This is a genomic window from Flagellimonas algicida (assembly GCF_049629585.1).
GTDB lineage: Bacteria > Bacteroidota > Bacteroidia > Flavobacteriales > Flavobacteriaceae > Flagellimonas.
Window position 1 is genome coordinate 1005366 of record NZ_JBMYIX010000001.1, and the last position, 13551, is coordinate 1018916.

The 13551-nt window shown below is 44.8% G+C and carries 11 protein-coding genes; 1 reads left to right on the plus strand and 10 read right to left on the minus strand.

All coding sequences use genetic code 11. The features are described 5' to 3' along the window. Positions 1–97 precede the first annotated feature (97 nt). The 4 genes from ACPD8L_RS04460 to ACPD8L_RS04475 are packed head-to-tail and all read right to left on the minus strand — an operon-like array spanning position 98 to position 3600. Positions 98–937: a 5-oxoprolinase subunit C family protein gene (locus ACPD8L_RS04460; RefSeq protein ID WP_421809520.1), complete on the minus strand. Its 840-nt coding sequence runs from the start codon at positions 935–937 to the stop codon at positions 98–100. Further along, positions 930–1664 (minus strand): 5-oxoprolinase subunit PxpB, encoded by a 735-nt coding sequence (gene pxpB / locus ACPD8L_RS04465; RefSeq protein WP_421809521.1) that lies wholly within the window; start codon positions 1662–1664, stop codon positions 930–932. The genes ACPD8L_RS04460 and pxpB overlap by 8 nt, the downstream gene beginning before the upstream one ends. Further along, a complete protein-coding gene (gene pxpA, locus ACPD8L_RS04470; protein ID WP_423942211.1) occupies positions 1664–2404 on the minus strand; it encodes a 5-oxoprolinase subunit PxpA in 741 nt (246 codons plus the stop codon). The genes pxpB and pxpA overlap by 1 nt, the downstream gene beginning before the upstream one ends. Continuing rightward, positions 2404–3600 carry an Nramp family divalent metal transporter gene (locus tag ACPD8L_RS04475; RefSeq protein ID WP_423942214.1) on the minus strand — a complete coding sequence of 399 codons (1197 nt, stop codon included), beginning with the start codon at positions 3598–3600 and terminating at the stop codon, positions 2404–2406. The genes pxpA and ACPD8L_RS04475 overlap by 1 nt, the downstream gene beginning before the upstream one ends. Before the next feature lie 181 nt (positions 3601–3781). On the opposite strand from ACPD8L_RS04475, the gene ACPD8L_RS04480 reads away from it, so the two are divergent. Then, positions 3782–4225: a hypothetical protein gene (locus ACPD8L_RS04480; protein WP_116217812.1), complete on the plus strand. Its 444-nt coding sequence runs from the start codon at positions 3782–3784 to the stop codon at positions 4223–4225. On the opposite strand, the gene ACPD8L_RS04485 is transcribed toward ACPD8L_RS04480, so the two are convergent. The 6 genes from ACPD8L_RS04485 to ACPD8L_RS04510 form a co-directional block, all read right to left on the minus strand. Then, positions 4222–4632, minus strand: coding sequence for a hypothetical protein (locus tag ACPD8L_RS04485; RefSeq protein ID WP_116217813.1), 411 nt, complete (start codon positions 4630–4632; stop codon positions 4222–4224). The two genes, ACPD8L_RS04480 and ACPD8L_RS04485, sit on opposite strands and share 4 nt — an antisense overlap. Positions 4633–4798: 166 nt before the next feature. Continuing rightward, a complete protein-coding gene (locus tag ACPD8L_RS04490) occupies positions 4799–6334 on the minus strand; it encodes a YifB family Mg chelatase-like AAA ATPase (protein ID WP_423942219.1) in 1536 nt (511 codons plus the stop codon). Positions 6335–6473: 139 nt separating this feature from the next. Continuing rightward, positions 6474–8867, minus strand: a complete 2394-nt coding sequence (locus tag ACPD8L_RS04495; protein WP_423942222.1) for a penicillin acylase family protein — start codon at positions 8865–8867, stop codon at positions 6474–6476. Between the two features lie 79 nt (positions 8868–8946). Continuing rightward, complete coding sequence (locus ACPD8L_RS04500; protein WP_423942225.1) at positions 8947–10926, minus strand: protein-disulfide reductase DsbD family protein; 1980 nt, start codon at positions 10924–10926, stop codon at positions 8947–8949. After that, a complete protein-coding gene (tilS, locus tag ACPD8L_RS04505) occupies positions 10923–12230 on the minus strand; it encodes a tRNA lysidine(34) synthetase TilS (protein ID WP_423942228.1) in 1308 nt (435 codons plus the stop codon). The genes ACPD8L_RS04500 and tilS overlap by 4 nt, the downstream gene beginning before the upstream one ends. Positions 12231–12252: 22 nt before the next feature. Further along, on the minus strand, positions 12253–13551 hold the full coding sequence (locus ACPD8L_RS04510; protein WP_423942230.1) for an anthranilate synthase component I family protein: 1299 nt from the start codon (positions 13549–13551) through the stop codon (positions 12253–12255).

Here is a 13551-nt window from a genome sequence, read left to right on the forward strand (position 1 = left end):
CGTTGACTAGAATATTTCTTTTCATGCCCCAATGTTACAAAAAAATACTTTTATGGTAATACCTATCCGAGAAAAAAATCCAAAATAGTATATCCCACTATAGGAGCTTAAAGGACAAAGTATCCCCCAACTTCTTTTGGGCAAGTGTATTTATAGCAGCTTCCGATAGTTGCAGTATGCGCGGATATCCTCCTGTGGTCTGTCCATCTTTCATTAAAATGATCAAACGCCCGGCCGGCGTAAATTGTATGGTCCCGGGCAAAGTTCCCGAAGTGAGCATGGAATGTCCGTGCCCCGGAATCAATTCCTTAAGCTGATAGGCCATTCGATTATTTTCTTTGGAGACCATGAACTGTTTTGAAAAAATGGCGGCCAATTGTTGGTCGGACAAAAGAGAAAATTCAGGTCCCTTGAACACTTCCAGTTCCTCACCCAGAAAATGGTCCTCTATCTTGACCTCCGAAATAATTGGGGCATAAGAATCGGTCTTTTTGTATGGAATCTCCTCCCCATCCTTGACATGTTTCTTTTTGGTGACCGGAATAAATTGGGACCGACTGCCCAAAACTTTAGGGGTCTGGAACCCATCCTTAATGGCCAAATAGCCTCTAAATCCATTTTCCAACCTACCATAAGAGAGAATGTCCCCTTTGGAAATCTGCACAACCTGATAGTTTTCAATGGGCACATTGTTCAAGGTAGCGGAAATGTGGGCCCCTGAAAGACAAATGGCCGTAGGCTCTTCAAATTGGAGTGTTGGCCCTTGCATGGTAATCTCAAGAACGGCTGCATTAGGGTCATTTTCCAACAACAGATTGGCCTTTTTTACCGAATCCACATCCATGGCGCCGGAAATGGGCACTCCTATATCCCTATGCCCGAACCTACCTAGGTCCTGTATGGTCATAAAAAAACCGGATTTCAACACTTTAAGCATTCAATACGGTTTTCTCTGGTTTGTAAATTCCCACTTCTCCCTCGATCTTGTGCAAGTCATACTCGGCCCTGGATATTTTTTGAAACTGGATTTTATCGCCCACCTTCACAAAACAGGGTTCCTTTGCTTTTGGATTGAACAGTTCCACAGGGCAATTCCCTATGATGTTCCAGCCACCCGGCGAATCTTGGGGATACACCCCGGTTTGTTTTCCCGCCAATCCTACTGAGCCTTTAGCGACTTGTAGACGGGGTTCCGCCCTTCTTGGGATTTCCAAGCCCGTAGGCAATCCTCCCAAATACATAAAACCTGGTAAAAACCCAATGCCATACACCACATATTGATGTGCCGTATGCTCCTGTATCAATTCGTCAGGGGATAAATTCAAAGTCTTCGAGGCTTCTTCCAAATCAATGCCGAATTCCAAATCATAACAGACCGGTATTTGCCATAAATGTTGGATTCTTTTGGTTTTGGTAGTCGCTTGCCTTGAATGACAGTCCAACACAAGCTTTTTAATGGCCTCAAAGTCCAAATGCTCTTGGTTGCAAACCATGGTCAAGGAGTTGTAAGCGACGGACATTTCCCATCCAGGGAGCCCCAATTCCTTGAAAGCATCCATAAAATCAAGGATGTCCGCTAAAATAGACTCTTCCACTTGGTTGGGCCATTCCACTAGAATAGCGCGTTCTCCAAAGGGCTTAATGGTGATGGGGTAACTTTTCACTACTGTACTCGTACCTGATGGTTAGGCAATTCTTCCGAAAGATACATCAATATTTCCAATGCGGAGGCCGTATCGCCATGTATGCATAAAGTTTGTGCCTCTATTCCAATCTTTTCCCCTGTCACGGCCAAAACTTTTCCTTCGGTTATTATGGAAACTACATGTTGCAAGACCTTCCCGGGGTTCTGGATAAGGGCATTGGGCAGTTTTCGTGAGACCAAACTTAAATCATTGTTATAGTTTCTATCCGCAAAAGCCTCGTACCAAACATCAAAACCTCTTTGCTGGACTTTTTTAGATATTTCAGAGCCAAATGGAACATATAGCAAGGTCTCCGTTACATATGGAACAAGGGCATCCAAATAGATTTCCGCCAATGCTTCATCCTTGGCAGTTTGATTGTACAAAGCCCCATGGGCCTTAATATGGTGAAGGCTGACCTGCTCTTCCTGCAAAACCTTCATAAAGGTTTTTAACTGATCCTTGATACTATCCTGTAGTTCTTGGGGTGAAATATCCATGACCTGCCTGCCAAAATTTGCCCTGTCCGGGTAGGAAGGATGCGCCCCTACCTTAATATGATGCTGTTTGGCCAACTTTACAATTCGTCGTATAGTATCCACATCTCCGGCATGTCCTCCGCAGGCAATGTTGCAGGAGCTTATATACGGAAAAAGTGAGGCTTCATTGCCCACTCCCTCGCCCACATCGCAATTGATATCTATAACCCACTGCCCCATCACATCCATCCGATTACTTTAAAAATACTTTTTGCCCCTAAAAATATACTGAACGCCACTATGGCAATTCCAATGGCATTTTGAATCCATGTGTTTTTGTATGGTCCCATAATCGATTTGTGATTCACGATCCACAACAGCAAAATTGCCATGATGGGAAGCAATACCCCATTAGCCATTTGTGCAAATTGTATCACCTGGATGAGCTGTATATCGAACGACAAAAAGAATACCCCACAAAAGAGTACAAAGCCCCATACCATTTTGAACCTTTTATCCTGCATTCCCCCACTCCAACCAAAACAACTGCTGGCCACAAATGCTGCAGCGAGTGATGCGGTTATGGCCGAAGTAATCCCGGCTGCCAGAAGCCCAACACCCATAAGGTGTACGGCCATCTTACCGAACAAGGGCTCCAAGCCCTTGGCCATATCCAAGACGTTGCTTACATCATCTATAGGAGCTGCGGAAGCCGTGACCAAGATGGCCAAGGATACCAGCCCACCCAACCCAATGGAGATGGCCGTATCCCACTTCACTGCTTTCAAGTCTTTATCGGATTTCCATTTTTCCTTTACCAAAGAGGCATGGAGGAAAAGATTGTAGGGCACCACAGTGGTCCCCACCAAGGCAATAACGGTCAGCAAACTGCCTTCGGGCAGGCTAGGAACGAACATACCTTGCAAAATATCCGAAATAGAAGGTTGGGTCAACAGGGCACAGATTACGAAACATACCCCCATGAGAGCGACCAAGCCTACAAAAATCCGCTCCAAAATCTTATAATTACTGAACCAGAGCAACACAAAAATGAACAGACCCACCAATAAAGGATAAAATGGCATTAGCTGTTGTTGGGGAAAAAGTTGTTCCAATCCCAGGGTAGCCCCACCAATGTTTCCTGCCTCATAGGCAGCGTTGCCAATGAGAATAGCTCCCAAGACCACAACAATAACCAGTTTTCTTGCCCAAGGGTTTTTAAGTTCCCCCTTTACCACATCCACAAGTCCGGACTGCGTCACCACTCCTATCCTTCCTGCCATTCCCTGAAGTGCGATCGTAGCCAGAATGGAGACCAATAAAGCCCAGATAAGGGCATAGCCAAACCGAACCCCTGCCAAGGTACACATGGCTATGGTTCCTGGTCCCACAAATGCGGCCGCGACCAAAACGCCCGGACCTATTTTTTTAAACATGATCGTATTGGTTTCTTGGTCTTCAAAATAAGAGGATATCTGGAGAAATGTTGCATTTCATCCAAAAAAATGCATTTCGTCTAAAAGTGGGGTGTTTTACATCGACAATTTATACGATAATGAAAAAGCGAAAGTTATAATAATCCCAAATCATACATAGACCTAAACCGAACAAATACTTATGACATGTAAGGATTGCGCCAGAAGTATCGGACACGAACAATACAGGGAATCTTTTGATTCACTAGGTGTTGAACTCTGCGAAAGACATACCAAACTCATTAAAAGGGTTATTTTAAACAACGACACCCCCCTTGAAGCCATACAACTTTTTTACGCACTAAAAGAAGCTGGGGCCAACCCCATGCTGGAATGGTGGGACGGCAAACGATCCGTGGACATTGCCATCTCCCGGGTAAAACTCAATATTGAAATTGACAAGGACTACAACATGATCACCCATGAACAGGCCATCAATGATCTAGAGGACGCCATGCATTCGTTCAAAAATGGGTTCACCACCGTAAGAATTCCACATTTGGCGGTAAAATACTACCTAACGGATACCGTAGATAATATCCTGGGAATCATCTCCGGATTGAAGGCAAATATCAGGGCCATTTAGTTGCAGAACTGCAACTTGTTGTCCAGTTTGGTCTCTTTGTATTCCAGAATATTGATTACAATGGGGTCCTCTCCTATGTTTTCCAGATCGTTCACATAGTTTTTTCCCCTGTATTCAAAATATTCGGTATCCCCGGCATCCAGTTTTATCATGTCTATCTTTCCGTTCCCGTAACGGGTCAAGGCCAATCCCCCTGTGGTACATACCCAACCATAGTTGGTATTGTGTTTTCTAAACGGAATACGTTCCCTTGGGGCGAGACGTAATTCCCATAGTTTTACACTTTCATTTTCAAACACCAATCGATCACTCAGCGATTGTGTTATTTCTTGATGCAGCAACTCATCTATCTTCTCCTGTTCCCACGGGTCAAAATTCCCTGCAGGATTCAATTCAACACATTGCATTCTAATACACTAAATTAAAAACGGCCGCAAAATTATCGTATAATTTTTTCAATAATCGACTGACGCACAAGGTTTAACGTATTTTTTACACTTTTACCGCTTTTTTCTATTTTTTTTATCATTTTGATTATGAAGTTCTTATGGCCCTATCTATTCATCAAATAAATCAACCCAGCCAACCTTCCCGGTCCAAGCTTCTGTATTGAATGGCTTCGGATATGTGGGATTCCCGGATGCTTTCAGCATTGTCCAAATCCGCAATGGTCCGGGCCACTTTTAAAATCCTATCGTAGGCACGTGCTGAAAGGTTCAACCGTTTCATGGCGTTTTTTAGCAATTCTTTTGATGCGTCCCCAAGTACACAGAATTTTGCGATCTGCTTGGTTCCCATTTGGGCATTATAATGCAGATTTCCTATTTCCAAAAACCGCCCATTCTGTATTTTTCTAGCTTCCATCACCCGTTTTCTAACGGTAATGCTATCTTCCCCTTTTCTATTTTCCGACAACTTCTCAAAAGGAACCGGGGTCACTTCAATATGGATATCTATCCTATCCAACAGAGGACCGGAAATTCTACCCAAATACCGCTGCATCTCCGCTGGGGATGAGGTCACAGGGGCATCTGGGTCGTTAAAGTACCCTCCGGGACTGGGGTTCATACTGGCCACCAACATAAAACTACTGGGGTAGGTCACGGTATATTGGGCCCTGGCAATAGTCACTTCCCTATCCTCCATGGGTTGCCGCATTACTTCCAACACCCTACGTTCAAACTCAGGGAGTTCATCCAAAAACAGGACTCCGTTGTGTGCCAATGAAATTTCACCGGGCTGTGGGTAACTCCCACCACCCACCAAGGCCGCACTGCTAATGGTATGGTGCGGACTTCTAAACGGTCTCCGGCCCATGAGTCCTTGGTTTCTCACTTTACCCACTACACTGTGGATCTTTGTGGTTTCCAAAGCTTCGTTCAAGGTCATGGGTGGCAATATGGAAGGAAGCCGCTTGGCCAACATGGTCTTTCCTGCCCCTGGTGGTCCGATCAAAATGATATTGTGCCCACCTGCTGCAGCGATTTCCATGCATCGTTTTATACTTTCCTGTCCCTTTACATCCGAAAAATCGAACTCAGGCTGGTCCAGACGTTCATAAAACTCCTTTTGGGTATCCACATGGGTCGGTTGTAATGGAATTCCTGAATCAAAATGATCAATGACCTCCTTGATGTTCCCAACTCCATATACCTTCAATCCACTTACCACGGCCGCTTCAGCGGCATTCTCTTTGGGAAGGATAAATCCTGTATACCCTTCCTCTTGAGCCTTTATGGCAATGGGAAGGGCCCCTTTGATCGGTTGAAGGCCACCATCCAATGAAAGTTCGCCCATGATCAAGTACTGCTCAATTCCGTTTGACTTGATCTGATCGGAAGCCGCCAGTATCCCCAAGGCCAAGGTAAGGTCATAGGCAGACCCTTCTTTTCGCATATCGGCAGGAGCCATATTGATGGTGATCTTCTTCCCGGGGATTTTATAGCCAATGTTTTGCAGTGCCGCGGCTATACGGTAATTACTCTCCTTGATGGCATTGTCTGGAAGGCCCACGAGATGGTACCCCACTCCTTTATCTATATTTACTTCAACTGTGATGGTGGTGGCTTCTATACCAAAAACGGCACTTCCGTAAACTTTTATGAGCATTTGGGACTATTCTTAAATGAGCCCAAAAAGTAAATGATTTTAACCAACCATATGCTCCCGTTTGACGGATACCGGGTTTTGAGTTGACGTAACCCCATCCAGAACCAACGGATGGGAGAAAGGGCATTGGTTTTCTGGGTTATTCCTTGTTGAAAATAAGCACGGATTCTGCCGTATTTTCAATTTCTTGTTGGTTCATCATCATTTTACGGAACTTTCCTTTCACATACATCTCCGCTTGGTCCTTGTAATGTTTGCTGAACGGATTCCCAGATTGTCCCGTTGGCAATATACTGATGCTGTTCTCCACATCTGAAAAGTCTATGATGCGTCGGGTCGAAGGTCCTGAGTTGACCTTATAAAGCCCTGTACTGTCATAGGGGAATCCCATATTGTTGATGACCTCACGGCTGCCCTCTACAGGGAATGGCCCTACATTGAAGTATTTCCGTAACGATTCTACCTGTCCAATGGGGTGCGGATGTTCCAAGGTATGTACCTTATCCCACGTCCATTGACTAGGGTCGGGGCCAAAATCCACCACCAAAGAGGTCCAGGCATCAGCAAAAGATTTTAATACAATGTCCCTTCGGGTTTCCACCACATCCTTGGTATGTACATTGTCCCACCATTTGCCTTCGGCCATATTGGCCCCCCACGCAATCTGTCGTTTAAAAAGGTGTGTGGCCAAAAACTTGTTGAACAACTCAGTTCCCATCTCATCCTCCATGGTGTTCTTTACCGTGTAATACTCACATCGGTGATATAAAGTTGGACTTGTACTGTTCAAGGAATAACGTCCGTTCCAATTTTTTAGCGAATCTACCTGTACCAGCTGTTCATTGGTGAGTGTGGTCACATCGAACATCTTAATGAGTTCCGTGATCAAAGACGGATTGACCGATGAGGTTACGTCCAAAATCATTTCCGATGCGGACTCCTTGTCCCAATCATCTTTGGGCTCCAAGAGCTCCACAATACGTTTGCCCCTATTCTCGGGCAAATAATACCCCGGATAGACCATCCCAGCAATGGAATCTGGTTGATTGTTGGCCGAATACACATAATGCCAAGGTGGATTCACGGCACTTGGGTTTTCTTCAAAATCCAAATAGCGCAAAGGCTCTTCTTTTCCCGAAGCTCCGTTGAGAATAAATTTGGTGGACAGGCTATCCGGCATTTGGTATAGTCTGGCCGTGGCCCACCAAGCCACATTGCCCTGGGCATCCCCATACATAATATTGAGTCCGGGGGCGTGTATTTTGGGAAGGGCACTTTTAAATTCCTCCATATTGGTCGCATGGCTAATGCCATGTAAGGCATCCATGACCTCATTTTTTGGTTTAGTGTAGATCCAGGACATAGAAACTGGAGTTTCTTGGGAAATTTGATCGGCAATACCATTCAATACCGGACCGTGGTGTGTCTTTTTATAGGTGAAGGATATATCTTCCCCATCTTTTACTTTGATGGTCTTGGTTACATATTCAAAGTCCTTATACCCTGATGCCACTTTATATTTTGTACTATCGGACGGATGCATTTCCTCGTAATAGAAATCAATATCATCATTTTCAAACATGGTCATTCCATAGGCCAGGTTTCGATCATGGGCCAACAATGGGAATGGCACACCAGCCAAATGGTAGCCATATTTTTCGTAGTTGGGTGTACTCACATGGGCCTCGTACCATACCGAAGGCTGTGCAAAGCCAATATGGGGGTCATTGGCAAAGATAACCTTGCCGTTTTTTGTTTTTTCGGGCGATATTACCCAACTGTTACTTCCAATAAACTGGGGTATGGGCAGCTTTTCCAAAGCTTGGGTGACACTATTGGTGATATCCGTACCCAAGGAATCCATGGACATTTTGGGATAGTTTTTAATCCATACGGTGGAAGTATCGGAATCTATAGCCAAGTCACGCATATATTCCTCCCCCAACTTATCGCGTAAACTACTCAACAACGGATCCGTTTTATGGGCCATGGCAAAACTAAAGGCCATATACCCCACGGCATCATAAATATCTTCCAAAACAAAAGGCTCCTTTTCCAATCCGGTGAGGTAAAACTCTACAGGCGTCGGTCCCTTTTTTATGAACTCATTGATTCCATCCAGATAGGCTCTTGAAAGTACCACCATGTCACTCTTCATGTTGAGATTGGCTACCGTTTGGGCCGAATACTCATCAATTCCCAAAGAGAGAAAGAACTTGTCCGTCTTTACCAAATCAGGTCCAAAAACCTCGGAAAGTCTTCCTTTGGCCACCCTACGCAACAATTCCATCTGCCAAAGCCGGTCCTGGGCATGTACGTATCCCAAGGCTTTGATTGCATCCACTTCATTCTCGGCATAGATATGGGGAATCCCATAGGTGTCATAAAAGACATTGACCTTATTCTCCAATCCTGGCAAGGTCTTTTCACCTGAATAATCCGGTTTAAGGGTGTTGACAAAAATCAGTGCTCCTACCATAATGAGCAATAGCAAAGCTGCCAATGCCCAGAGTACCTTTTTTATCCTTTTCATGGAATTTTGGTTACGTTGATTAGCTTTCTAAGGTAAGTTTATTTTCTTGAATGCATTAAAAATCAACAGAAAATAAATGTTATTTATTGATGGAAAGTTGATGCTTTTCCAGACCGGACCTGAGCCATTTTTCATAAGTCTCCACATCAACATATTGGACTGCATCATTGAGTATTTCCAAATTGGGGGAAAGCAGTACATAATAGGGTTGTGATGCCGCATTGAAGTTGATGGTCTGGAACGTGCCCCACTTTTGCCCCACGGTCTCTATGGCCTTTATTCGACCACTATCATACTGAAAATCAAACTTTTCCGAATCTGGAAGTTCCTTTCTGTCATCCACGTAAAGGGATATGAGTACGTATTCTTCCTTTAACAAAGGATAAATGCTGGCGTCACTCCAGACATTTTCTTCCATTTTCCTGCAATTGACACAGGCCCAACCGGTAAAATCGAGCAAAATAGGTTTGTTCACCTCTTTGGCATAGGCAACACCTTCGTCAAAATCCTTGAAGCAATCCAATCCCAATGGGCAATCGCTCTCGGTTTCCACCACACTATAAAAATCGGGGGGCGGGAATCCGCTCAACAGTTTCAAAGGGGTCACATTGAGTATTCCCAATACCAAATACACCGAAAACACCAATCCTATCACGCCAAAAAACTTTCGGGTCGGGGAGAGCTTTTGTTTGGGGCCGTCATGCGGAAAGCGAAGCAGTCCGAAAAGGTAAAGCGTCATCAGCACAAACAGTACAATCCAAATCCCCAAGAAGATTTCCCTTTTGAAGATACCCCAGTTCCCCACCAAATCGGCATTGGACAGGAACTTAAAGGCCAAGGCCAGTTCCAAGAAGCCCAAAACCACTTTTACGGTGGTCATCCATCCGCCTGATTTGGGCAAGGAGTTCAACCAGGCGGGAAAAAGGGCAAAGAAGGCAAAGGGCAACGCCAGTGCCAGACCAAATCCCACCATACCCATGGTCAGATTGGTGGCCACATCGCCTTCGGCCAAGGTGGTACTTCCCAAGAGTCCGCCCAAAATAGGCCCGGTACATGAAAAGGAGACAATGGCCAAGGTCAAGGCCATAAAAAATATACCCAAGCCCCCTCCTACTTTAGATGAGGCGGAATCCATCTTGTTGGCCCAAGAACTGGGCAAGGTGAGTTCGTAATATCCAAAGAACGAAAAGGCAAAGACCACAAAAATGACAAAGAAGGCTACATTAAGCCAAATATTAGTGGCAATGGTGTTCAGTATTTGTGAATCTACCGAACTGAACAGATGGAAAGGCAAACTCAACAAGAAATAAATCAGGACAATAAAAAATCCGTACAAAATCGCATTGGCCACTCCTTTGGACTTTTGCTGCGATTGTTTGGTGAAGAATGATACCGTCAATGGAATCATGGGAAAAACACAGGGCGTAAGCAAGGCAATAAGCCCTCCCAAAAAGCCCAGACCAAAAATCATCCATAGATTGGATTTCCCTTCGGAGCCCCCAAGACCACCTTGGTTCAACAGTGCTTTGTTCTTCAAATCCAATCGCAGGGATTCTCCCAAGGCCAAGCTGCGTTCATCCAACTCCTTTTGGGTTTCGGCAAACGCATTGCCGTCCAAGGAAATCTGAAAAAAAGCATCTTTGGGGATGCAGACTTCCTTGCAGATTTGGTAAAAGAGATTCACGGTGATTTGCCGTACCTCTGGATTGAGCAGTTTGATTTTTTGTGTGAAAATGGCCTCTTCCTTGAAAAAGGTCTCCTCCACTTCAAAAATATCACTGTATTCCTGGATGGTCTCACTTTCCGTGGTCTCGCCAATCAATTCATAGTCCTCCCCGACCTTCTCAAAGGTAAATTCACTGGGTAGTGATCCCCCTTCGGCGGTGTATTGGGAATAAACGTGCCACCCGTCCATGATGACACCCTTAAAGACCAACTCGTACTCCGTATCCGATAGTTTGTTCACTTCATAGCTCCAAAGAGCCGGGTCAGCATCAGTTTGTGCAGCAATGTGTAGGTTGGCGAATAGAAATCCAAATACGAGTAAAAAATACTTCATGAAACCAGTGTGATCTTTAAAATTTCTTGGGTTGAATCCTCAACCTTAAACCGTTCATCCGCCCTTCGTCCCACTACCCAAACAATGGCATCATCTGAACACAACAACCATTGCCTTTCCTTGGAAATGACATCCACTTTTTCATCCTTGAAGAACTTGGACAGCTTTTTCTTCCCTTTCATTCCGTAGGGATAAAAATAGTCGCCTTTTTCCCAATTCCTTAATTGTAACGGGAAGTTTAACTTTTCCTTATCCAAATAGATGACATTTCGCCCCGTATTTTCAACCGTTTTAACGTTTTGCAAACTAAGGTTGATGGGGATTTCCAGTTCCTTGACATCATCCGAAACCCAAAACACTTCCTCCAATCCAGTCTCGATTGGGGACAAGATCAAATGGGTACGATCCTTTACCAGTCTATGGGTTTTGGACAACACTTGCTTGCCGCTCATGGCGTGCAACAAGCCTTCCACATCATTCCATTCCGTAAAGCCATACCCTTGGAAGAGTTCGTATAGATACCCGGCTGTGGGTTTCAGTGCTTGCAACTTCTCCACGCTTATCTTAATGATATCCCCTTGACTTTCAAACAGTTTTTTTCTGATTTCTTCCACGTGATGCCGTACCAAGGCTTGGGTCTGCTCCAAATGGGATTGGGTCCTCTTGAAGTTTTCCAAAAAAGTCGGATGCAATGTTTTGAGTTGGGGTACAATATCCAACCGGATTTTATTGCGAAGGTATTTGCTCTCCGAATTGCTACTATCTTCCCGCCATTCCAAGGCATTGTCCTTGGCATAGGACAAAATTTCCTGTCTTGAAAAATTCAACAAGGGTCGAATTACTTTTTCATTCTGGATGGGTATCCCTGAAAGCCCCTCAATACCTGTTCCACGGGATAGATTGATCAAGAAAGTCTCCAAATCGTCGTCGGCATGGTGGGCTGTCAGTACAAAATCAAATTCCGTAGAGCCCAAAAGCTCCTTGAACCATTGGTAGCGCAACTCCCTTGCCGCCATTTGAATGGAACCTCTATGCGCTTCTGCATATTTCTCCGTGTCAAAAGATTTGACCATCACTCCAACACCTGATTTTTGGGCCAGATTCCGGACAAAAGCCTCATCTCCATCGCTTTCATCCCCCCTTAATTGAAAGTTGCAATGGGCCAAGGTCACCTTCAACCCAGATGCGACACATAAGTGGGTCAATACCACACTGTCCACTCCCCCACTACAAGCCAATAAAAGGGATTTTTCCTTTAGGAAAGGGAGATTGGAATTGATATGTTCGGCGAACTGTTTCAGCATGCCACAAAAATAGCAATAAAGATCAGTCCGTTTCCAAAACGCTGCGCATGGCCTTGGCCTTTAGCAAACACTCCTGATATTCCTTTTCGGGGTCCGACTTTGCCGTAATGGCACTCCCTACCGAATAGGACACATATTTGTTTGTGGCATTGTACAGGATACTGCGGATCACCACGTTAAAATCGAAATCCCCATTGGGATCAAAATAGCCTACCGCACCACTGTACAGACCTCTTTTGGTCTCTTCCAACTCCTCAATGATCTTCATGGCCGAAATCTTTGGAGCGCCTGTCATGCTGCCCATGGGAAAGGTCTCTTCAATAAGCTCTACCGGGTTTTTGTCTTTTGGAACGGTAGCGATCACCGTGGAAATCATCTGGTGCACTTGTTTGTAAGGGTATACCTTGCAAAGTTCCTGAACCACCACACTCCCCTTCAATGCGCTTTTAGACAGGTCATTGCGTACCAGATCCGTGATCATGATGTTCTCGGCCCGCTCCTTTTCATCTTGGGCAAGTTGTTGCTTCAACCTTTCATCTTCCGCCTTGTTTTGACTTCTTGGAGCTGTTCCTTTGATGGGTTGTGAAATAACCGTCTGCCCCATCTTTTTTAAATAGCGCTCCGGGGAGGCACACAGTAGATATTTCTCATCCAATCGCATAAAACATGCAAAAGGAGGTTGGGAAATGGCATTCAGCCGCTTGTAGGTTTCCATAGGATCCACAGCGCCGTCTTCGGCATAAAACTCTTGACAGAAATTGGCCTCATAAATATCCCCACGATGGATATGCTCCAAAAAACGGTTGGCCTTTTCAAAATAGGCATCCTTGTGGATACGCATTTTAATCCGAATGGGGATTGAAGGGCTCTTTCTTTGTTCGGACAATCCCTTATTGGACAAGAGTTCCCCAACGTCATTTTCCATCTCCTCGGCACAATGTTCCAAATACAGAAACGTCAACTCTTTCCCCTGGAGCAATATGACCTTTTCAGGCTGAAAAAAATGTAAGTCAGGAAAACCCAATCCATCATAATTATGGGATTGTAGATCTTCTAGTTCGTTTTTAAGGTCATAGGAAAAATATCCAAACAGCCAATCCTGCATTTCCGCAATGGAACTTTTCAATACACCGAGTGAATCAATAATCTTTGACTTACCCGTCTGTCTCGACAGGGCCAACGCCGCATCATAGGAATGGTATTCATTACGATGTCCATTATCGTCCAGCCAAACAACCTTTTCATAATTGCCCGACCAGTCCAACAAAGCTTCTTTGACCAGGGAAGGATCGGTGATGGTATAGGTTTGCCGCTTTCGCAA